The 23,006-nt window shown below is 37.2% G+C and carries 23 protein-coding genes and 1 other annotated feature; of the genes, 1 reads left to right on the top strand and 22 read right to left on the bottom strand.

Translation table 11 applies throughout. From position 1 onward, the window contains the following. The first annotated feature begins 67 nt into the window (after positions 1-67). On the top strand, positions 68-2,347 hold the full coding sequence (locus HMPREF9423_RS05920; protein ID WP_006148429.1) for a Xaa-Pro dipeptidyl-peptidase: 2,280 nt from the start codon (positions 68-70) through the stop codon (positions 2,345-2,347). Positions 2,348-2,396: 49 nt separating this feature from the next. On the opposite strand, the gene HMPREF9423_RS12300 is transcribed toward HMPREF9423_RS05920, so the two are convergent. The 22 genes from HMPREF9423_RS12300 to HMPREF9423_RS05810 form a co-directional block, all read right to left on the bottom strand. Further along, positions 2,397-2,558 (bottom strand): hypothetical protein, encoded by a 162-nt coding sequence (locus HMPREF9423_RS12300; RefSeq protein ID WP_006148428.1) that lies wholly within the window; start codon positions 2,556-2,558, stop codon positions 2,397-2,399. Between the two features lie 9 nt (positions 2,559-2,567). Next, complete coding sequence (obgE, locus tag HMPREF9423_RS05910) at positions 2,568-3,878, bottom strand: GTPase ObgE (RefSeq protein ID WP_006148427.1); 1,311 nt, start codon at positions 3,876-3,878, stop codon at positions 2,568-2,570. Positions 3,879-3,954: 76 nt separating this feature from the next. Continuing rightward, the gene (locus HMPREF9423_RS11995; protein WP_000863850.1) at positions 3,955-4,089 is read right to left on the bottom strand and encodes a DUF4044 domain-containing protein; all 135 of its coding nucleotides are present in this window, start codon (positions 4,087-4,089) and stop codon (positions 3,955-3,957) included. A gap of 29 nt (positions 4,090-4,118) precedes the next feature. After that, positions 4,119-4,310 carry a PspC domain-containing protein gene (locus tag HMPREF9423_RS05900; RefSeq protein ID WP_006148426.1) on the bottom strand — a complete coding sequence of 64 codons (192 nt, stop codon included), beginning with the start codon at positions 4,308-4,310 and terminating at the stop codon, positions 4,119-4,121. Positions 4,311-4,336: 26 nt separating this feature from the next. After that, complete coding sequence (locus HMPREF9423_RS05895) at positions 4,337-5,653, bottom strand: glycosyltransferase family 4 protein (protein WP_006148425.1); 1,317 nt, start codon at positions 5,651-5,653, stop codon at positions 4,337-4,339. 8 nt (positions 5,654-5,661) lie between these two features. Further along, positions 5,662-6,705 carry a glycosyltransferase family 4 protein gene (locus HMPREF9423_RS05890; protein WP_006155833.1) on the bottom strand — a complete coding sequence of 348 codons (1,044 nt, stop codon included), beginning with the start codon at positions 6,703-6,705 and terminating at the stop codon, positions 5,662-5,664. Between the two features lie 109 nt (positions 6,706-6,814). Continuing rightward, the gene (locus tag HMPREF9423_RS05885; protein ID WP_004252676.1) at positions 6,815-7,144 is read right to left on the bottom strand and encodes a metal-sulfur cluster assembly factor; all 330 of its coding nucleotides are present in this window, start codon (positions 7,142-7,144) and stop codon (positions 6,815-6,817) included. Positions 7,145-7,160: 16 nt separating this feature from the next. After that, complete coding sequence (rpoD, locus tag HMPREF9423_RS05880; protein WP_006148422.1) at positions 7,161-8,270, bottom strand: RNA polymerase sigma factor RpoD; 1,110 nt, start codon at positions 8,268-8,270, stop codon at positions 7,161-7,163. Between the two features lie 2 nt (positions 8,271-8,272). Continuing rightward, positions 8,273-10,033: a DNA primase gene (dnaG, locus tag HMPREF9423_RS05875; protein WP_006155836.1), complete on the bottom strand. Its 1,761-nt coding sequence runs from the start codon at positions 10,031-10,033 to the stop codon at positions 8,273-8,275. A 180-nt stretch (positions 10,034-10,213) separates the two neighbouring features. Next, positions 10,214-10,645, bottom strand: coding sequence for a hypothetical protein (locus HMPREF9423_RS05870; RefSeq protein WP_006148420.1), 432 nt, complete (start codon positions 10,643-10,645; stop codon positions 10,214-10,216). Positions 10,646-10,871: 226 nt separating this feature from the next. Continuing rightward, entirely contained in the window at positions 10,872-11,180 is a 309-nt protein-coding gene (locus HMPREF9423_RS05865) for a hypothetical protein (protein ID WP_006148419.1), read from the bottom strand. Positions 11,181-11,407: 227 nt separating this feature from the next. After that, positions 11,408-11,725, bottom strand: coding sequence for an Imm40 family immunity protein (gene imm40, locus HMPREF9423_RS05860; protein WP_006148418.1), 318 nt, complete (start codon positions 11,723-11,725; stop codon positions 11,408-11,410). Between the two features lie 223 nt (positions 11,726-11,948). Continuing rightward, positions 11,949-12,266, bottom strand: a complete 318-nt coding sequence (locus tag HMPREF9423_RS05855) for a hypothetical protein (protein ID WP_006148416.1) — start codon at positions 12,264-12,266, stop codon at positions 11,949-11,951. 25 nt (positions 12,267-12,291) lie between these two features. After that, positions 12,292-12,714, bottom strand: a complete 423-nt coding sequence (locus HMPREF9423_RS05850; protein WP_006148415.1) for a hypothetical protein — start codon at positions 12,712-12,714, stop codon at positions 12,292-12,294. A gap of 125 nt (positions 12,715-12,839) precedes the next feature. Beyond that, on the bottom strand, positions 12,840-13,562 hold the full coding sequence (locus HMPREF9423_RS05845) for a TipC family immunity protein (RefSeq protein ID WP_006148414.1): 723 nt from the start codon (positions 13,560-13,562) through the stop codon (positions 12,840-12,842). Between the two features lie 267 nt (positions 13,563-13,829). Further along, the gene (locus HMPREF9423_RS05840; RefSeq protein ID WP_006148413.1) at positions 13,830-14,588 is read right to left on the bottom strand and encodes an ABC transporter ATP-binding protein; all 759 of its coding nucleotides are present in this window, start codon (positions 14,586-14,588) and stop codon (positions 13,830-13,832) included. Next, complete coding sequence (locus HMPREF9423_RS05835) at positions 14,585-15,451, bottom strand: ABC transporter permease (protein ID WP_006148412.1); 867 nt, start codon at positions 15,449-15,451, stop codon at positions 14,585-14,587. The genes HMPREF9423_RS05840 and HMPREF9423_RS05835 overlap by 4 nt, the downstream gene beginning before the upstream one ends. Before the next feature lie 61 nt (positions 15,452-15,512). After that, complete coding sequence (gene trpX, locus HMPREF9423_RS05830) at positions 15,513-16,511, bottom strand: tryptophan ABC transporter substrate-binding protein (protein WP_006148411.1); 999 nt, start codon at positions 16,509-16,511, stop codon at positions 15,513-15,515. Between the two features lie 134 nt (positions 16,512-16,645). Then, positions 16,646-16,867, bottom strand: a binding site (T-box leader). Positions 16,868-16,955: 88 nt separating this feature from the next. After that, positions 16,956-19,781 carry a phosphoenolpyruvate carboxylase gene (gene ppc / locus HMPREF9423_RS05825; protein WP_006148410.1) on the bottom strand — a complete coding sequence of 942 codons (2,826 nt, stop codon included), beginning with the start codon at positions 19,779-19,781 and terminating at the stop codon, positions 16,956-16,958. A 23-nt stretch (positions 19,782-19,804) separates the two neighbouring features. Continuing rightward, on the bottom strand, positions 19,805-21,016 hold the full coding sequence (gene ftsW / locus HMPREF9423_RS05820; protein ID WP_006148409.1) for a cell division peptidoglycan polymerase FtsW: 1,212 nt from the start codon (positions 21,014-21,016) through the stop codon (positions 19,805-19,807). A 212-nt stretch (positions 21,017-21,228) separates the two neighbouring features. Further along, a complete protein-coding gene (gene prsA, locus HMPREF9423_RS05815; protein WP_006148408.1) occupies positions 21,229-22,218 on the bottom strand; it encodes a peptidylprolyl isomerase PrsA in 990 nt (329 codons plus the stop codon). A gap of 74 nt (positions 22,219-22,292) precedes the next feature. After that, positions 22,293-23,006: an O-methyltransferase gene (locus HMPREF9423_RS05810; RefSeq protein ID WP_006148407.1), complete on the bottom strand. Its 714-nt coding sequence runs from the start codon at positions 23,004-23,006 to the stop codon at positions 22,293-22,295.

Below are 23,006 nucleotides of genomic sequence, written 5' to 3'. Positions count from 1 at the left end.
CTTTCTGTTATTTTCTATGATTTTTTGATATAATGAGTCTTGAATGATTCTTTAAAAGGAGATATCCATGCGTTTTAATCAATTTAGTTATTATCCCGTTACAAACCAACAAGCTTTACAGGAATTATCTGAGCTTGGATTCAAGCTTGATCTTTCAACTTCAGAAAAAGAACAGTTTGAAGCTTTTGTTAGAACTTGTTTTTTCAATTATAAAAATACGGATTATCCCCTCACTACTTTAGCAGTTGATAAAGAAACAGATTTACTCACTTTCTTCAATTCGGACCGTGAATTGACAGCAGAAATTTTCTACACTGTTGCCTTTCAATTGCTTGGATTCAGTTACTTTATTGACTTTGAAGATGGTCTTGCTTTTCACAAAGAAACAGCGTTTCCGATCGTTTACGGAGATTTAATCGACAATCTCTACCAGCTTTTAAATACACGCACTAAAAAAGGGAACACCCTTATCGATCAGTTAGTTAGTGATGGTCTTATTCCTGAGGACAATAACTATCACTACTTCAATGGCAAAAGTTTGGCAACCTTCAATACTAACAATGTCATTCGTGAAGTAGTTTATGTAGAGACTCGTGTTGATTCTGATAAAGATGGTCTACCTGACCTCATCAAGGTAAATATCATTCGTCCAGCATACAATGGAAAGATTCCAGCTGTCATGACAGCAAGTCCATACCATCAAGGAACCAATGACAAAACAAGCGATAAGGCTCTCTATAAGATGGAAGCCGAACTAGAAGTCAAGGAACCACATGAAATTACGTTAGAAAATCCAACCCTGGACTTGGTTGAACCTGTTGGGGATGCTGAACTTGTTTCTGAAGCTGAAGAAAAACTCACTCATATCAATAGCAGCTACACACTTAACGACTACTTCCTTCCAAGAGGATTTGCCAATATCTACGTATCAGGTATTGGTACCAAAGATTCTCAAGGTTTAATGACCAACGGAGATTACCGCCAAGTTGAAGCTTATAAGAATGTTATCGATTGGCTAAATGGTCGTTGTCGTGCCTTTACGGATCATAGTCGTAAACGTCAAGTTAAAGCTGATTGGTCAAATGGTAAAGTGGCAACTACTGGTCTTTCTTACCTAGGAACAATGTCTAACGGTCTTGCTACTACAGGAGTTGATGGCTTAGAAGTCATTATTGCTGAAGCAGGTATCTCATCATGGTACAACTATTACCGTGAAAATGGTCTTGTGACAAGCCCAGGTGGCTATCCTGGAGAGGACTTCGATTCATTAGATGAATTAACTTATTCTCGTAATCTCTTAGCTGGTGACTTTATTCGTGGAAACGAGGCTCATCAAGCATCCATAGAAGAACTCAAGAAAAATCTAGACCGTAAAACGGGCGATTATAACCAATTTTGGCATGACAGAAACTACCTTCTTAATGCTAAAAAGGTTAAGGCTGAAGTTGTCTTTACTCACGGTTCACAAGACTGGAATGTAAAACCACTTCATGTCTATCAAATGTTCAATGCTCTTCCAAGCAATATTAAAAAGCATCTCTTTTACCATAACGGCGCCCATGTTTATATGAACAACTGGCAGTCTATTGATTTCCGTGAATCTATGAATGCCCTTTTGACACAGAAATTATTGGGTCAAAGCACTGACTACCAACTTCCAAGAGTCGTTTGGCAAGACAATACTGCTCTTCAAACATGGCTGTCACTTGAAGATTTTGGAAATCAAACTGAACATAAAACTTTCTCTTTAGGTACTGACGAAGCTGTCATTGAAAACCATTACCAAGATTCTGACTTTGAACGTTTTGGAAAGACCTACCAAACCTTTAACAATGAACTTTATCAAGGTAAGGTCAATCAGATTACCATTGATCTTCCAGTGACTGAAGATCTTCATATCAATGGTCGTGTTAAACTAAACCTTCGTCTCAAGTCAAGTACCAATAAAGGTCTTCTCTCTGCTCAACTTCTCGAACTTGGTCAAAAGAAATACTTTCAACCTTATCCTGGAGTCTTGGCTGCTCGTACTATTGATAATGGTCGTTACCATATGCTGGAAAACCTTTGCGAGCTACCATTTAGCCCAAATGCCCAACGTGTTATTACCAAAGGCTACCTCAACCTCCAAAATCGTCATGATTTATTGAAAATTGAAGAAGTTATACCAGATGAATGGATGGAATTCCAATTTGAACTCCAACCAACTATTTATAAACTAAGAAAAGACGATACAATCCGACTCGTTCTTTATACTACTGACTTTGAAATTACTGTCCGTGACAATACTGATTATCAATTAACAGTAGACCTTGCGCAATCTAGTCTTGAAATCCCATATCAAAAATAGTTAGTAAACCAGAAAACCCGTGATATTTGCATCACGGGTTCTTTTATTCTTATTTTTTTTCTTCGGCTTGTTTCTTCATTCTCGCAAGTCTCAATGAACGATTGGGATTGAGGCGATTAAAAAGTTCTTCTAATTTCTTTTCATTCCAGACGTCTGCAGCAGAAACAAAATTTCCATCAGCATCTCGGAAAGATATTGGTTTATCACCCATAGCTATCTCCTAGTCTACAAACTCAAACTCAAATTTTCCAATACGGACAAGGTCGCCGTCCTTAGCACCACGAGCACGAAGAGCTTCATCAACTCCCATACCACGCAACTGACGTGCAAATTTCATGACAGACTCATCACGGTCAAAGTTAGTCATGTTAAAGAGTTTCATGAGTTTTTCACCTGAAAGAACCCAAGTTGCATCATCGTCACGACCAATCTCAAATGGTTTTTCTTCTTCATCAAAGCCATAATAAACTTCTTCTTCCATTTCTGACTCATCATAAAGGAGGAATTCTGGCGTTTTATCAAGAAGCTCAGCTGTTGCATCTAATAAAGGTGCAAGACCTTGCTTAGTCAAACCTGAAATTGGGAAGATTGGTGGTAATTCTTCAAATTCATCATAATTAGCAGCCAATTTTTTCTTGAATTCTTCAAGGTTTTCTTGACTCTCAGGCATATCCATTTTATTGGCAACAATAATCTGTGGACGCTCCATAAGACGAAGGTTATAAGATTCAAGTTCCTTATTGATTGCTAAATAGTCCTCATAAGGATCACGTCCTTCACTAGCTGACATGTCAATGATATGAAGAATAACGCGAGTACGCTCGATATGGCGAAGGAACTGGGTCCCCAAACCAACACCTTGGCTAGCACCTTCAATCAATCCAGGAAGGTCTGCAACGGCAAAGGATTCACCGGACTGAGTACGAACCATACCAAGATTTGGTACAATTGTCGTAAAGTGGTAGGCACCAATTTTTGGCTTAGCAGAGGTAATCACGCTAAGGAGTGTTGATTTACCAACAGATGGGAATCCAACCAAACCTACATCCGCAAGGATTTTAAGTTCTAACTGTAATTCACGTTCTTGACCAGGTTCTCCGTTTTCTGAGATTTCTGGCGCAGGATTTTTAGGTGTTGCAAAACGGATATTTCCTCGACCACCACGACCACCGTGAGCCACGATGAACTCTTGTCCGTTCTCTATCAAATCAGTGAGAACTTTCCCAGTCTCTGCATCACGCACGGTTGTCCCTTGAGGTACACGGACAATCAAGTCTTCTGCCCCTCGGCCATGCATTCCTTTTGTCATCCCTTTTTCACCTGATTGGGCCTTGAAATGACGATTGTAACGGAAGTCCATAAGGGTACGTAAACCTTCGTCTACAACGAAAACAACGTTACCACCACGTCCCCCATCACCGCCCCATGGTCCACCATTAGGGACGTATTTTTCACGACGAAAGGCAACCATGCCATCGCCACCATTACCAGCCTTTACTTTAATCTTGGCTGTGTCTAAAAACATACTCATATTCTTTTCTCACTTTAAAAAGGGCTGGGAAAATCCCAGTCACCAACTAATACAATTTGATCCTCTAACTAGTATTTTAAAATCTACTAAATACACCAATTGCAGTTGCAAAAATACCGGCTAAAGTAACAAACAACATGATTAATACGACAAACATTGTAAGTTTTTCAAAGAATGTTTTTTTACGTTTACCATTATCACCGAATGCCATGTTTTCTCCTTTACTCTAATACTCTAATATTAATACTCATCAGATACAGGAGCGATTGCCCACAAGATCAAGTAAGCAATAAGTCCTGCGCCATAACAGAAAGCCAAAACTCCCCAAATAACACGTACGATTGTAGGGTCAATATCAAAATAATGTGCTAAACCAGCGCATACACCACCGATTTTTTGATCTCTACCACTTCTCATAAATTTCTTTTGCATATTTTTATTTCCTTTCTTTGATTTGATTAATCATTTAAATATTTTCTTAAATTTCTTAATTGTTTTCTAGATGCTTTAAGCATACGCTTCGAACCTTTAACTGGCATAGTAACAGCCTGTTGCGGAATATAGAAGACTGTCTTTAAAATACGTTTTGTAACAGGTTCGTCAGCTCCTGTTTCTTTGGCAAAATTATTTGAAATAATGACGTCTAGATAAAATTCATGGACTCTTCTACCAAAATTCTCAGCAGAAATTTCATATAATTTTTCAGCCAAGTGTTTTTCATCCATTGACGGTGTAGCAAGTAAAGCCTCAAGAATAGCTCCTGCCAAGTCCCTTTCCTCATAATAAAGAGTTCCGAACATTTTATCATTAATGAGATTATCCAAATATGGATTACCATGGGCAATAACAGGTGTCTTACTAGCTAAACTTTCCAGATAAGTCAATCCCTGAGTCTCACTTGTAGAAGCCGATATGAAGAAATCAGCTGCCTTATAATAAAGTGCCGTCTCATTTGGCGGAATCATACCTGTAAAGATAACAGAATCTTGAATTTTTAAATCTTCTGCTTGCTCCTTAAGATTGTCTAAATAAGGTCCATCTCCAGCTACAACCAGTTTAACATTTGGTGCTTCTTTTAGGACATCTGGTAAGGCTTTAACAACAGCTTGAATATTCTTCTCGTAAGAAACTCGAGAAAGACTTAGAAGCATCTTTTCGTCTTGTTGGATCCCTAGTTTATCCCTTAAGTCACTAATGTGTTCAGGACCAATCTCAGGGCGTTCAAATTTGGTAAGTTCAATTCCAGTAGGAATAACACGCTTTTCAACTTTTACCTTATAATCAGATAAAAGATCGCGCACAATTTCACTCGGACATATAACCCCGTCAACATCATGCAAAAAACCTCGAACAAGATATTTGACCATACTTGGACGAATCAACATTCCCTTAGCAATATAGTGAACATAATCCTCGTACTGGGTATGATATGTATGAATGACTGGAATTTTCAATTCTCGAGCAATCCAAATTCCCAATAAACCAAGAGAAAACTCAGTCTGGGTATGAATAATATCGAGTTTGTATTGTTTAGCAATCTCAAGAGCTTTCGTAAATCCACGGTAAGCGAAACGACGGTCTTTAAAGGCAAAGAAAGGAACACTAGGAATTCGAATGATCTGCCAATCTTCATAGCGATTGACATCTTTATCAGTTGTCGTGAAGATAAAGACTGCATGCCCTTGCTTTTCAAGCTCTGTTTTTAAGGTTCGAATACTGGTTGCAACACCCGAAACCTGTGGGAAATAAGTATCTGTAAATAATCCAATTCGCATATACTACCTCATTTTTTTCCTAAAGCCGCTTGCTCCCGATAGAATTTTAGCCATATTTCAAGGAGATGCTCCTCTGAGTATTCTCTTGAAATAGCCTTGGCCTTTTCTCTTAACTCTTTCAAAGCTTCTGGATGCTCTCTATATTCCATAATAGCGTGTTTCATCTCTTCCACATCAGTGGTTGGTCTATAATTTCCTTCTAGAATCACCTTATAAAGATCTAAGTCCCGAAGCATAATGGGAGCTTCACAACTCGCAGCTTCTAGAATAGTCATCGGAAATAGCTCATTATAGCTAGGAAGTAAGAACAAATCTGCCAAAGCATACAGTTCTCTCATCCGTTCTGGCTCAACAATTCCAGGGAAAATCAGATTTTCTGGAGGATTATCCATGATTTTTTTATAGCGTTCATAACCATCTGTAATCCCACCAAATGAGAAGCCTCCAGCCCAAATAAAGGTGATATCCGGTAGTTCCTCAGCAAGAGTGATGAAATCATCGATTCCCTTACGCTTCTGAACCTGCCCAGCTCCTACTACTACAAATTGATTTTCACTCAACCCCATATCTTGTCGAAGTTGACTTACTTTTTCTGCAGAAAGTGGGTGCCATTTTTCTTTGTTAACAAAGTTAGGAATATAGGTCACCTTTTCACGAGGAATACCAGCTGCAACCAAATCTTCGATAAAAGTAGGATTAACCACAACCAAGTGTTCCATACGGTCATAAAAAGAAAATACGTAGCGTTTAACAATCCCTTTTAAGAAGAACGGAATTTTCAAACTACCTTCTAAGGTGTCAGGCAAGAAGTGGACATAACCAACCCTACGACCCGAACGCTTCTTTTGAAAAGTTGACAGATAATAAGGAAGGTCGATTGTATGAAAATGAGTAACATCAGCTTCTACAGGAAGATTCTCCGTTACAATTAGTTGGTCTTTCGCATCACGTTTCAAAAGTTGCACAAGTTCACGGTAAGCTCCAGAAACACCTTGTCCTGCTACCTTTTCACTCGAACTTAGCATGTTGATGCGTAATTTCTCTTTTTCCATACTATCCATTATATCATTTTATTGAAAGAAAATCAGCAAATTAAAAAAGAGATAGCATAAAAGCTAGGGAATTTCCTAACACTTATACTATTTCTTTTTTTATATCATTCTATTTAATACCTAAAGCGATACGTGCATAGCGACTCATTTTTTCAACCGTCCAAGCTGGATACCAAACTAATTTCACTTCAACGTTAGTAACCTCTGGTACATCTGTCATAGCATCATAAATTTGATCGGTCAAGAGGTCTGCTAATGGACAACCCATAGTCGTTAAGGTCATATCAATCTCAGTATCACCGGTATCACCATCAAATCGAATTTCATAAATCAGACCTAGGTTGACGATATCGATTCCTAATTCTGGGTCGATAACTTCTTCTAGAGCAGATAAGATTTTCGTTTTGATAGTTTCAATTTGCTCTTCTGTATAAGCCATGTGTAATCCTCCAATTTTAATCTTCGATAAAGTCACGAAGTGGTTTACTACGACTAGGCTGGCGAAGTTTTCTCAATGCTTTTGCCTCAATCTGACGAATACGCTCACGAGTAACGTTGAAGACTTTACCAACATCTTCTAGAGTACGCATTTTACCGTCATCTAGACCAAAACGAAGACGTAATACATTTTCTTCACGGTCAGTCAAGGTGTCAAGAACTTCATCCAACTGCTCACGCAAGACGATACGAGTGGTGTAGTCCACTGGATTTTCAATCACTTCGTCCTCGATAAAGTCACCAAGATGACTATCGTCCTCTTCACCAATAGGTGTTTCAAGAGAAACTGGTTCTTGCGCAATCTTTAAAATTTCACGAACCTTGTCAGGGGTCATATCCATTTTCTCGGCAATTTGTTCAGGAGTTGGTTCTTGTCCATATTCTTGAAGAAGATTACGTTGCTCACGAACCAATTTATTGATAGTTTCAACCATGTGAACTGGGATACGGATGGTACGAGCTTGGTCAGCAATGGCACGCGTAATAGCCTGACGAATCCACCAAGTTGCATAAGTTGAGAATTTGAATCCTTTAGAGTAGTCAAACTTATCAACGGCCTTCATCAATCCCATATTTCCTTCTTGAATCAAGTCAAGGAATTGCATACCACGTCCAACATAGCGTTTCGCGATAGAGACTACCAAACGAAGGTTAGCCTCTGCTAGACGTTGTTTCGCTTCAACATCTCCTGCTTCAACAGCAAGAGCTAATTCTTTTTCTTCTTCGTTAGTAAGAAGAGGTACGACACCAATTTCCTTCAAGTACATACGAACAGGGTCATTGACTTTGGCAGATGTTGAACCAATTAAGTCTTCATCGCTAAGTTCTGGTTCTTCCTCTGTACTTAAGACACGTTCACTCGGATTTCCTTCGTTATCAGTGATTGAAATACCTGCATCTTGAATCCGTTGCAAAAGATTCTCAATGCCTTCTACATCAAGAGCAAAAGGAATTACAAGGACATTGTTAATTTCATCATCTGTCGCAGTACCAGTTTTCTTATGGTTACGAATAAATTCTGCAACTTGGACATCAAAAGTTGTTACTTCTTTTTGTTTTTTTGCCATTCTTACTCCATTCTTCTTTTTTGGGCAATTAAGCGTTCAAGCTCTTCTAAAGCAGCATCTGTGTCGCCTACATGACTAGCTTCCTGAACTTTCTTTTTAATTTGCAAGTTTTGTTGATTCAAAAGAGCACGATTACGAGACTCTTCCACTTCCTTTAGTTCTTCTGGAGACATCTCAGAAGGTAGATCCAAGGCTAACACTTGGTACCAAGCATTTTCCACTTCTCTAGTCTGATTTGCCAAATCTTCAGAAGAAATCGAACCATTATCAATCAAGAGTCCATACAAGGTCTGAAACTCTGGAGTTTCAAATACAAAACCATCTCTCAAACGATAATCATTCAACACAAGGGGGTGCTCCATCATACGATAAAGAATATGTGCTTCAGCTCTCATGACTGCCGTCAATTGTTTAGAAACCGACATAGTAATTGGTGTCGGATTAACAACCTGCTTCACTTTTTCTTGTCTTTGTCTGACACGACTTTCGTTGATAATGTGCTCAACTTGTTGATAATCAAAAGATGGTAAATGATCCGTCAACAAATGAATATAGGTGTTCTGGGCTGTGATAGAAGGTTCTTTGACGATAAGAGGTGCAATTTTCTCAATGAACTCAATCTGCGCTTGGAGATTTTCACTATTACTAGGTTTGTAATGATGAATATAAAACTCAATCGGACTGATTCGAGTATTTGATAAAAGATAAGCCAAATCCTCTGGAGAATTCTTTTGTAAATACTCATCAGGATCCATTGCATCAGGAATCTGGACAATTTGAACAGGTAAATCTCCCAATTCCTCTAGTGCTTTAGCAGTTGCTGCTTGTCCTGCCTTATCACCATCATAAGTGATAATCACTTTTTTAGTAAAGCGTTTGAGATGTTCGACATGTTCAGCAGTCAAGGCCGTTCCCATGGAAGCTACTGCATTTTCAATACCAGCACGGTAGGCTGCAATGACATCCATAAAACCTTCCATCAGATAAATTTCAGGAGCTTTACCTGAGCCTTTTTTTACCCTATCCAAATGATATAATTCGTAACTCTTGTTAAAAATCTCCGTCGCTCGACTATTTTTATACTTGGCAGTTTGAGAATCTGTCTCTTGCCAAATCCGTCCAGAGAAAGCAATTACCTTACCTTGATCGTTAGAGAGTGGAAATATAATCCGGTTATGGAAGGTATCAAAGAATTGATTACTCTCAGAAAGATAAAACAGACCCGAATCCAGCAAGTCCTTTTCGCTATAATCATCAGCTAAACGTTGGTAGAGATAAGAACGTTCAGCAGGGGCTAAACCAATCATAAAATGTTTAATGACATCATCAGTCAAGCCACGTTTATAGAGATAGTTTCTCGCTTCCTCACCCATCTTCGTCGTCATGAGAATAGCATGATAAAATCGTGCAGCCTTGTCATGCATATCGTAGAGATTTTGATGGGGTGACGTGTGTGGGACAGGCTTATGTGCAGGAGCTTCAAGGTGTATTCCGAGACGTTCGCCCAACATCCTTACTGCATCCGCAAAAGTTACTTGTTGATACTCCTCTATAAACTTAAAGACGTCTCCAGAACGACCACAACCAAAACAGTGGTAAAACTGCTTATCTTCGACCACGTTAAAGGAAGGGGTCTTTTCACCATGAAAAGGACAGAGCCCCAAAAAGTTCCGTCCAGATTTTTGTAAAGAAATCACTTCTCCTATGATTTCGACAATATTGGTATTGTTTTTGATTTCTTCGATGACTCTCTTGTCAACCATAGACAATACCTCCATTTTATCACAGTTTACTTTATATAGTATAGCTTATTTCTGAAAAAAAGTAAACCATTTCATACACTTTACATGAGGCTATTTCATAAGTTTCCAGATGTCATGAAAAAATGAATCTTTTGAGCAAACCATTCTTATATTTGAAAGAAAAATAGAAAAAATTAAAGACTATTTCACCTGATTTTCGAGATTATTTTTCAATATCCTGCTAATATACTGACCATCTTTTCTACTGATACAAGCTGTTGCATAAGTCAATGGTGCTTTGTATACCACTCCTCTATAGGATGGATCAGTCAATACAGGCATAGAATAATAGACGTTCTTTTTATTTTTAAGGTCAATAAACCATTTTCCTCCTAGGTGTTTGCGAAAGGTTTCGCCGATATAAACGGTCAAATAATCCAACATCTTGTGGTCTGCTATCAAAGCATGGTGGTCTTCGTAGTGAGCTAAGATCCAAGCCTCCAAATCATCCAAAGACTGCATGCTATAGTCTAAATTTAGCCCTTCTTTCTCCGCAAACTCCCTTGTGAAATAGTCCATCTTAAATCCAATCTGAAAAATCCATTCCTGGAAATCTTCTTGTGTGTATGCCATGTTTTTATCTCCTTACTCCTCTATCAAAGTTTAAGATTCTTAGATTGATTCTATTATAAAGTAAAACTGGCAATAAAGGAAATATAAATAATATTTAAAAACAACTAAAAAACTTAGAAGTAAACATTAAAATATATTCTCTCTAATTTTGTTATTCGTTTATATACATTCACCTTTTCTAATTTCATTTATACCTACATTATTCAGTTTTAACGTTTTTAAATATCTACTTTTCATCTATTTCATTTGATACTTCAATAAGCAAATCTTGAAGTTCTTCTAAATCAAGATATAAGTTTCTAACACCTACAAGTAATTGAGAAAATGCTTGTCTATCTAATTGATGATTTTCACTTAATGACTCAATAACCCAAGAATTTCCCTTCTCTATCCATTTTAAATGAAGGGGTAAATAATTATTTAAAATATCATCTATATTTTCTAAATTAGTAGAAGATATCTTATTGGAGGTTTGGCTGTCATTTATTAAAGATAAACTTTTACTAATTTTTTTCAATTCTGTTTCTATCGTCACTTTAATCTCCTTCCTTGAATAATTGCTAATTCTGTTTTAGTTAAGTTGACACTTCCATAATCATTTTTCAACTCATTTTATAAATAACATCTCCAGCTCTATTTTCCCAATAATTTCCTCTCTATAAGTTAAATTCACTGAGATTAATCCCTTTTCTGTTTTGCTCGTTTTTATAACTCTACGACTTCTATTTGCACTGAGCAATTTTACTTTACTATCAATTCCATCTATTCTGAAGTAACTACTGTAAAATAAAAATTTCCTCCATTGCTATCTACATACTGGTTGATATAATCTTTTGCCACAGAAATAGACTGGAATGAATCGCTATCATTATTTTTAGGAGAATAATACCAGCTATCATAAGTTAAATCAAACATATCACCTTGTCTTGAATACACATCTCCACCAAGAATAACAAACTTTTTTGATTCTATCCAGTCTATATAGGCCAACATATCTTGATATGTATATGCATAACTTGCAACACCCAATTCTGCTAGCGACTGACCTCTATTTTTAAAATTAAATTTACCTAATTCCATATGAATGAACTCCTATTTTTTCTTTTTAAAAAGATAAAAAAACATTCAATTTCATATTTTTCATCTTCTACGATAACCTCTACTTCACCAATTTCCTTATCAAGCCATGTAATAGCTTTTACTATCATACATCCTATTTGTAAATTATTCTGAGATTAGGAGTCAATCCTAACAAATCTGTCATAGATTTTAAATAGAGAGCAGGAATTGATTGAGCATTCTGTTATAAGATAAACTTTTTGAATAATTCTGGAATTCCACTCTCTTGTGTAAATAAAGTCTTTACAGCAAAATCATTATCGCAAAAAACGACTTCTTGAAAGCCATTATCAATTCTCCACTCAATATTCGTATAAGGAATATTATCATTTTCTACATTAACGATTTCAAACCAACCTATTGCCACTCCATAAAAAATAATCTCTTCCAATATCTGAGTTGAATATCCTTTGTTTCTAATAAAAAATGAAAATAAAGTCGAAATGATAGCATCTTCTTCTGCTATTGATAGCAGTAGTTCTCTTAAATCCTCAACAGTCATTCTTATCTACCTCAAGTTAATAGAATTAAGGCTCCCAAAAGAAGTTCTGTTCTCTGACTAAAACCTTAGAGACTTGAATTTCTTGGCACACAATCTTAATTAACATACTTGATAAAGTGATTGTAGCTTGTGTCATATCATTTTTCTCTTCGATAAGCCTAATGTCATGTACAGTGTGAGACATGAGGTTTTCAAAAGGAATATCTTTCATATTGAAATTTCTTGTACCAGTCTCACTTTTCCAACAAGTCCAACCAGCATCCGTCTCATAGTCAACCTTAAAACAACGATAGAAAACTATCTCCCAACAATACTGATCCGTTTTACCATTTTCAATCTCGATATAGAGTTTACATTCATCCCCGAAAAATGAAGCTCTAAAATCTAATGCGTAGGAATCCCAGTACTTCGTACTGTCAATCTGTTCCTGTAGTTTTAAAATATTCATTTCCTCTCTCCTTTGTTTTATGAAAAGGCATAGGTTCTAGTAGCGGATTCATTATTTTTGTTTTTCATCCGATACATTTTTTTATTTCATATAACACTACTATATCTACTATCAGTTCAGCTACTCTATTCAGAAAAACTTAGTGGCACAATCTCTACATCCCCAAGATTGTCAACTGAGTATCGTTGACTACCATTTTTAAACCAGAGTTCTAGAACGACATCATAGAGCATGAAGTGGGATTTTTCTTTAATCCAAGCTTCATCAATCCCATAAGGCTTTAAATACTCTAGTACTTCGTTGGGATCTGTTAGCTGAAAACTTGGTAAACCTTTAGTCGAACTAAAACCATAGGAAATTTTCAAATATGATGCTAAATCAAGTTCTCCTCTAGTCTTTATTTCTATACGATAACCGGTCAATCCGTATGCTAATGATTGATCAGATTCTGAAACCTCAATAGTTTGTTTGAGTATTTTATCGCTATAATCATAGTCAATAAAAAGATATCTACCGTCAGGTAACGTCCGCCTATACTCAATTAGAAATGTTTCTTCAATACCTACATACACTAATATAGTTTCACTTTCAGATAAGCCTGATTCAAGACTCATACCAACTGTAATGTCCTTATCGCGATGTGATTGGCCTCCGTCAACGGCTTTACTAAAATCAGCAAGTCCAGGTAAAATACCACTATGGGTTTCTGCATAGTTCATCTCTAAAAAGACATTACTTAAAGATTCATACACTCCTTTATAATAATTCTTTTGATACAAACGATATAAACCAAACAAAGTTAGAAAAACTACTACAGTTATGAGTAGAATTTTTAAAATTTTTTTCATTGACATTTTTCCTTACCTAGAACTTATATACTCTTTGCTGTCAAAATATATTTTTAACGTCTTATTTTAAAGACGAGATAACATTCAGACGATACAATCTTTTTAGAAATTTTATATCTCTAGGTACCATTTCCTTAGAATTATTATACTATAAAATCTTAGACGGTGACAATAAGACTAGCTTTTGACAAAATCCCTTAAACACAAAAAAACTAGAAGTAGAAATCCTACTTCTAAGTTTTTAATGATACATGTTTTAAAAATTATCTATTCAAACAACTGATAGTAATCTGAAATCTTCATCTTGGCTTTTTCATCCTTGTTTAAATCTTGGATAATTCGTCCTTCCTTCATAACAATGAGACGATTTCCATACTTGAGAGCATCTTCCATATGGTGGGTAATCATCAATGCTGTTAGATGGTCCTTGCTGACAAAGTCATCTGTCAATTCCATCAAGGCCACACTTGTTTTAGGGTCAAGGGCTGCTGTATGTTCATCCAACAAAAGGAGTTCCGGACGTTTCAAGGTTGCCATCAAGAGGCTCAAAGCCTGTCTTTGTCCACCTGACAAGAATTCAATCGGTGTATCCAAGTGTTTTTCTAGACCATTTCCGACTTTCTCAATAGTTGCTTGAAATTCTTCCTTATAAGCTGATAGTCTTCTTGGAAATAGACCACGTTTTTCTCCACGAAACTTAGCAATTAAGAGATTTTCTGCAACCGTCATACGAGGGGCAGTTCCCATCTTAGGATCCTGAAAGACACGAGAAAGGTACTTGGCACGTTTTTCAGGGCTAAAATGAGTCACATCCTCACCCATAATACGAATAGTCCCACTAGTCAAGGGCAAAGTTCCTGCAATACTATTAAAGAGTGTTGATTTTCCTGCACCATTTCCACCCAAGATTGTGATGAAGTCGTGTTCATAAATATCAAGCGAAACATCGTTTAGGATAATCTTTTCTTCATCAAATCCATTTTTTACAATTTTTGTGGCATTTTTTAATTCTACAATCGCTGTCATTTGCTTAACTTGACTCCTTTCAAGTATTTATCCTTAAGGGTTGGAATGACTAGACAAGTTGCTAGGATAAGAGCACTGTATAGACGGAGGTAGCTAGTATTAAAGCCAAGAGCAATGACTCCCCATACCAAGAATTGGTAGCTAATAGAACCAACAACAATAGTAACCAGGCGTTCTGCTAATGTAAGGCTCTTAAAGATTACTTCACCGATAATTAAGCTTGCAAGACCAACTACGATAACCCCGATACCACGAGAAACATCTGCATATCCTTCTTGTTGAGCGATAAGAGCACCAGCAAGGGCAATAACACCATTTGACAAGACCAAGCCCATAAGTTCCATACGTCCCGTATTGATACCAAAACTACGAGCCATATCTGGATTATCTCCTGTTGCGATATAAGCTTGTCCCAATTTAGTATCTAGGAAGAAAAGCATAAGAAGGATTACCAAAGTCACAAAAATCAAACCTGTAAATAATTGATTAACCTCAGATGAGAAAGGAAGAACATCCTGAATTTGTTTAGTTCCTAAGAGCCCAAGGTTTGCCCGTCCCATAATCATGAGCATGATAGAATGGCAAGAAGTCATCACCAAAATACCAGACAAGAGTGTTGGAATCTTTCCCTTCGTGTAAAGAAGACCAGTCGCTAAACCTGCAAGACAGCCTGCTCCAACAGCTACTAAGGTAGCAAGAAAAGGATTGACACCTTGTGTAATTAGAGTTACTGCTACCGCTCCTCCAAGCGGAAAGGAACCCTCTGTTGTCATATCTGGAAAGTTGAGGATTCGAAAGGTCATAAAAATTCCCAAGCCCAGGATAGCCCAGACCAATCCCTGTGAAATAATAGATATTAGCATGTTTGTTTCGTTTCCTTTATTCTAAAAATTGGAGGAGATGTATCCAACTCCTCCCGTTTTCTTATTCGATCACTTGACCAGCTTCTTTTAAGACTGATTCAGGGATAGTGATTCCAAGTTCTTGAGCCAATTTTTTGTTGATAACTGATTTACCAGTTGAGAAGACATTTACTGGAGTATCAGCAGGTTTTTCACCCTTCAATACTTTTGCAATCATCTTACCAGTAGCAACACCAAGATCGTGTTGGTCCACAACGACTGATGCCAAACCTCCAGCTTCTACCATGGCAGTCGCACTTGGGTAGATTGGTTTTTTAGCTGTTTGATTGCTTGAAACAACAGTTGAGAATGCAGATGCGATTGTGTTATCGATTGGAACCCAGATTGCATCAACTTTGCCAGTCATAACATTAACTGTTGAAGCAATTTCGTTAGTTGATGGAACTGCGAATGTTTCTACTTTCAAACCAGCTTTTTCAGCGTAAGCTTTGAACTCTTCGACTTGTGATTTTGAGTTATCTTCGCTACTTGAGTAAAGAGCTCCAACTGTCTTGACATCAGGAGTCAATGTTTTAATCAATTCAACCTGTTGTTCAGCAGGGTTATGGTCAGATACCCCTGTGATGTTTCCACCTGGTTTTTCCAAGTTTTGTACAAGGTTAGCTCCAACTGGGTCTGTAATAGCTGCCATGATAACAGGAAGGTCTTTTGTTGCACTTGCTAGACCCTGAGCTGCAGGTGTCGCAATTCCGACAACAACATCATTTCCATTTGACACCAATTGTTTACTCATTGTGGCAACCTTACTTTGGTCACCTTCTGAGTTCATAAAGTCGATTTTAACTTGATCACCTTTATAGCCTTCTTCAGCAAGTCCATCTTGGATACCTTGGTAAATCAAGTCAAGCGATGGGTGACTGACGAACTGTAGAACACCAACCTTAGCTGTTTTATTAGCCGTTTCAGTTTTAGTTTCTTGTTTCGTTAAGTTAGAGTAGACCAAGCTTCCTCCAACTACAAGTGCTAGTGCTGCAATAATACCAATTAAACGTTTATTCATATCTATTTCTCCTTATTTCACTTAAACTTCGTAATGTTCTTGTCACTTTCAATATAACTTTACCAAGCGTCGCCATCGTTTGATTTCCATAGTTTTTTCCTCCCCATAGAAAAAGTCCTCACACAAAAAACTTGTGTGAGGACGTCGATGCGCGGTGCCACCTCAATTATAGGGAATCCCCCTATCTCTCAATCTCGCTTCACGAGTTGCACTGTAAGGTGTGCGCACCGAATTCTTATGATTTCAAATTCTTTATAACATTCAGCCCAATTTTCATCACTTCCATCTATCTGTTTCCACCAACCACAGACTCTCTAGAAAACTTCAATGATTACTTTCTGAATGATACGATTATATCATTTTACTAAAACTTGTCAAGGATTTTCATGAATTATTTTAAAAAATTATGAAAATTCCTACGGTTTTTGGAAAATATTGCTTGTATTAACCTGAATTACGTAATCCTGTAGCAATTCCGTTAATGGTCGTATGAATCAATCTTTCCTCATGTGAGGACAACTCTCCGCGACGTTGACGCTTAATCAATTCCAACTGGATATAGTTAAGGATATTGAAATAAGGCATACGGTAGTTCAGACTGTCTTTCAAGTAAGTATTTTCTGCCAAAAGTTCATCATAGCCTTCGATAGCCAGGATAACGTTCTTAGTCAATTGCCATTCATCCAAAATTATATAGTAGATTGCTTGCACTTCTTCACTTTCACAAAGTTTAGCATATTCAAAAGCAATATTCATATTTGATTTTGATAGAACCATGTCAACGTTTGATAGGAGCGACTGGAAGAATGGCCAATTTTGATACATGTCACGAAGGTATTCAATATTTTTTGGATCTTGATCAATAAATTCCTTGAAGCTTGAACCAACACCATACCAACCTGGGAACATGACACGACTTTGTGACCAAGAGAATACCCAAGGAATGGCACGTAGACCACCAATTTCAGTGATTGTTTTACGTGCTGCTGGACGAGAACCAATATTAAAGCTTGAGATATTCTTGATTGGACTAGATTCAAAGAAATAATCGTAGAAATGATCATTTCCAAATACTAGTTCACGATAGATATCATAGCTACGACTGACTACTTGGTCCATGATCGCCTCATAGCGATTTGATGTATTAGTATCACTCTTCTTCTGTGTAATCATACGGTTGATAGCCGCTGATACCAACATTTCCAAGTTATAGTAAGCTGCATCCTTGTTTCCGTATTTATTTCCGATAACTTCACCTTGTTCAGTTAATCGAATACGGTCTTTAATTGACTTGAGCGGTTGAGAAGCAATGGCGTCATAAGTAGGGCCACCACCACGACCAACAGTACCACCACGACCGTGGAAGAAGGTTACTTTGACTCCAAATTCATCACCAATAGCGGTTAATTGTTGTTGAGCTTTGTATAGAGTCCAACAAGATGATAGATAACCACCATCCTTGTTACTATCTGAGTAACCTAGCATGATTTCTTGATAATTATCTTTTGAAGCAATCCACTTCTTAGCAAGCGGTAAAGAGAAATACTTTCTCATTGTTTCTTCGGAATGATCCAAATCCTCAATTGTTTCAAAGAGAGGCACGATTTGAACACGTGCTTTTTCAGCATCTACAAGACCGACTTCTTTCAGCATAATCGCCAATTCTAACATATCAGACACGCTGGTTGCATGAGAAATAATCGTTTGACGAATGACGTCTTCTCCCAAACGATCTTTTAATTCACGTGCAGTTTGGAAAATGGCTAATTCTTTTTCAAGAAGTTCAGATTTTTCAGCATGAGTAGCTGACAAGATTCGAGGGTCTTCTAATAGTTCATGTAAAAGCAACTCACACTTCTCATCTTCTGAAAGATCGCTATAATGGTCATTAATTCCAGCAGTTGCTAACAATTCAGCAACACAGGCTTCATGAACACTTGAGTCTTGGCGCATATCGATAGATGCCAAGAAGAAACCAAAGACTTCAACAGCCTCCAAAAGCTCGGCAAACTCTCCAGTAAGCAAAGCTTCTGCCTTATTTTCAAGCAATGAATCTTTAATGATAGCTAAGTCTTGTTTAAATTCTTCAATTGTTTCGTAGTAAGGAGGACGATCTTCAGCCAATTCTTGAATGGCTCCTGAGAGACGATTACTAATATAGTCAGTAACCACTCCTTGTTGATGTCCTTGAGTACCAAAGAGTCGTTCAATGTGATGGCGTTCATCTGCTGATGAGCCGACAAGAGCCCACTCTTTCAAATTTAAAAGAGTTTGAATTAATTTTGATTGAATAAAGTGAAAAGCCCGACGATAAGGTTCTTTCTCGCGGAAAACAGAAGTATCTTGAGATTGAGCTGCCATTTCTTCAACAGCCTTACTTGTCTTAGATAAATTAGTAGAAAGAGAGAAAGTACGGTAGAGACTAGAAATCTTACTAATGTAGTAGTTTAAGATCACTTCACTTTGAATGGTAGCAGAACGCATGAGTGTCTCAGCAGTTACAAATGGATTGCCATCACGGTCTCCACCAATCCACATTCCCATGGTGATAGGTTTTGCTTGTTTTAGGTCAATTCCCTGCTCTTTTGCAAGACGCTTATACTCTAACATTAGATTTGGTACAGCTTGTAGGAAAGAACTATTGTAATATTCCATCACGTTTGTGATTTCATTCGTTACTTTTAGTTTCTTCTCACGAATCATATCCGTCTGCATGATAATCTCAATGTAGCGACGAAGATCATTGTGCCATTTTTCTTTGTTAATAAGCCCCATTCTCACGTCACGGTATTTACGCAAGAGGGTATGGATATGATTAGTCAAGTCCAGCATACTCTTACGTTGAACCTGAGTTGGATGGGCTGTTAATACTGGCACCACGTTCAGATGTTCTAGAATTTCAGCCGCATTTTCTTTTTCAGCAACCATTTCAATGGTTGTTGACAATTTACCAAGATAATCTTGATCAATATTGTTTAGATGGTTAATCTCATAAGCTAAGTCTACGTCTTCGGAGATATTAATCAAAAGTGGTAAAATAGAGAAATATCTGGAGATGTAGACCATTTCATCATTTGAAAGGCTTCTCACTACCTTATCTAGTCCTTGATAGTCTAGATTTGATGATAGCTTCTTCAACTGCATAATCTTGTCAAAAGTCTCAGCAGGAAGCATATTTTTCGTGATATCTTCAAGTAAATCTGTTAAGATTTGAACTTCTTCTTGGACTACAGTTTTGTTTCTGTTATTTTCTAGTTTTTGAAGAGACATATTTTTCTCCTTGTCACATTTTCTTAGAGTTGTGCTTCATATTCGCTGTAGAGTTTTGCACGTTTTTCACTAGCATCGATATTTAACACAAAGGCGATAGCTACTGATAGAACCAGGAGACTATTCCCCCCTTGTGAAAGGAATGGGAAGGTTACACCTGTTGAAGGGATCAATCCTGAAATCCCTCCAATATTAACAAATACCTGAATTAAAATCATTCCACCAATACCGATTGCTACCATTGAGTTGAACGGATTTTTTGCTCGTACCCCCACTAAAATAATACGAAGAATTAGGAAGAATAATAGAGCTAAGATAAGACTGGCACCAACAAATCCAAACTCTTCAATTACAATAGAGAAAACAAAGTCCGTGTGTGCTTCAGGTAGATAGCCTCGTTTTTCGATAGAGTTTCCTAATCCTAGCCCAAACCATCCTCCATTTACCATAGCATAGTATGAATTTGCCAACTGGTGTCCTGCACCAGCGACATCATCAAATGGATTAAAGAAAGCACTGAATCGTTTAGCTACGTATCCAAATACTGGAATCTTAGAAAACTTATCAACACCAACAAGCTTAATGGTTGATAGAGAAACAAAGGATAAACTGGTCAATACTCCAAGAATAGTTGCAAACCATCGGTGAGCTATCCCACTAATTGAGTACATCAACAATGCTACCAAAAAGAGAATTGTAGCATTTCCAAGGTCAGGGAAAATAGCCAAACTACCAATCATGACCAGAAGTACAAAGCGCCAATCGTTAAATGCTCTAGGAAACCATTGATTTTGAGTCAATACTTGGAAATCATAAACGGCAATTTCTTCTTGTTGTTTTGAAAAACGTTGAGCCAAGTACCAAATGATGATAATTTTCAAGTATTCCGCAGGCTGAACAGTAATAGGTCCTACTTTGATCCAGCCGTAAGCACCATTGATGGGAATCCCAATCAAACGTGCTAAAGCTAGTAACACTAACTCAGCAAACATAACGATAAATAACAAACGTTCGTTTCGAAGAAAACCAAGTTTCAGCTTATAGATTACTGCAATAAGCAACAAACTAACGATCCAAAACAAGCCCTGATTTCGAACCAATTGAAAGGCGCTCTTACCCTCCTGAATCAAGGATGCACTTGTTGTCGAATATACCACTATCAATCCCAGAACGGATAAGAGAATATAGGGCACTAAAATAGAGTAATTCAACAGGTGCCTTTTACTAATTTTCATATTTCACCATCTACTAAATTTTTAATTTTCTATTAATTCTAGTTTTACATGCTATTATACCACTTTTTAGACTAGAAAAAAACTCTTATCCGTTAAAGCCTAGAATTTAAGCTTTTAGAATTCACAAACATTTATTTATATTTTGGGCTATTAGCTAAGAAAACTTCAAAAAAACTCTACCTTTCAAGAGTAGAAAGATAGAGTTTTCATCTTTAGTTTGAAGATGTTGTTGTCGTTTCAGCTGCAGTTGTTGTCGTTTCAGTTGCTGCTGATGTAGTTGTCGTTTGAGTTGTTGTATCACTTTGGATGTACTGAGTAAAGATATTTTGGAAGGCTTGGTCTTTAACCTTGATATTTGCCGCCTGCAACTCTTTACTAATTACACCTTGAACAAAAGTAGCATCATTTTGTTTTTGAGTCAAGATAACTGTCTTCAATTTTTCTTTATAATCTTCCCAGTTAGAAGATTTTTCTGTTTTCTTGATCAATTTCACAATATAGAAACTGTTTGAATAAGCTTGTGTACCTGGAGCTGTGATCACATCTGAGATTCCATCAACATTAAGGGCAAAGGCTGCTTTTTTAACAACGTCTGGCAATTCTGTTGATGCAGAGTCAAAAGTGATCTCACCACCATTTGCTTTTGTCTTTTCGTCAGTTGAATTATCCTTAGCCAATTGTGCAAAATCAGCTCCAGATTCTTGTGCTTTAGCAAGTACTTCTTTAGCCTTATCTTCACTGTCAAGTTTAATCACTTGAGCAGTTACTTCTGGTGTGTACTCATCGTAAGCTTTTTTGTAGTTCTCATCTGTCAATTCAGCTTCTGCAGCTTTCTTAACAGCATATTCAACTAGTTTACTTGTACGAATTTGAGCTTTACGGCTTTCTGCTGTCATACCAGCACGAGAAAGAACGATTTGATAGCTATCACCATATCTTTTTTGCTCTTCTGCTACCGCATCTTCTACTTCTTTGTCACTTACTTCAGATCCATATTGTTTTTCAAAAACTTTTTGGATTGTCATATTGAGCAAGATTTGTTGAGCAGTTGGGTTGTTTTTCACTTCTTCATAAAATTGGTGCTCAGTGATGACATCACCTTTCATACTGATTAAGTCAGCTCCTTGAGAGCTATTTGAACAAGCAACCAAAGTAGCTACTGATAACAAAGTGATGGCACCAGCCAATAATTTTTTCTTCATGTTTACTCCTTTTTATACACTAGATAAATGTTTACCTTATCTATTTTACTAAATTGTCTTAAAAATATCTGAAATTAATCAACATCAGGCAGTTCTATTTTTGCTTGATTCTTTCTTAGCATCAAGATTCCATCTCCAAGAGGAACTAGACTAGCTGTTAATCCCGGATTGTTTAGAGTTGCGTCAAATAGTCTTTGCAAACCACGATAAATGGTTCGTTGCCCGCGTCGGACTTCCATAATATCCTTAGCAATGTCTCCACCTTGGAAAATATCATCTAAGACAACTACTCCACCAACCTCAAGGTGTTTTAGGATTTCTGGCAAAAATACGATGTATTTGGATTTTGCAGAATCCATAAAAACAAAATCATAGGTCTCTGTCAATGTTGACAAAACGTCTACCGCATCGCCTTCCAAAAGAGTGATTTGTTGGCGATTATCAAACTTGTCGAAATTTTCCTTGGCAAAACCAATCATTTCAGGATTACGGTCAATGGTTGTAATCTTTGCATTTGGGGCATGTTGAGCCATTAAAAGTGCCGAAAAGCCAATTGCCGTTCCAATTTCTAAAATATTTTTTGGTTGAATTGTTTCCATTAGGAAACGGAAATAAGCGACTGTTTCATGAGGAATGATAGGAATATTCTCCTTGCGAGCAAAGTTTTCTAGTTCTTTTAAAGAACCAGTCACCTGCTCTTGTCTATGGCGCATAAATTCCACAATCTCATCCTTAACAACGGGCCGTCGCATGTTATGGTTAGCATTTTTACTGTATGACTCAACCAT

This window comes from Streptococcus infantis ATCC 700779, assembly GCF_000187465.1.
GTDB lineage: Bacteria > Bacillota > Bacilli > Lactobacillales > Streptococcaceae > Streptococcus > Streptococcus infantis.
Note: the sequence above shows the minus strand (reverse complement) of the source record. Positions and strands in the feature narration are given on the sequence as shown.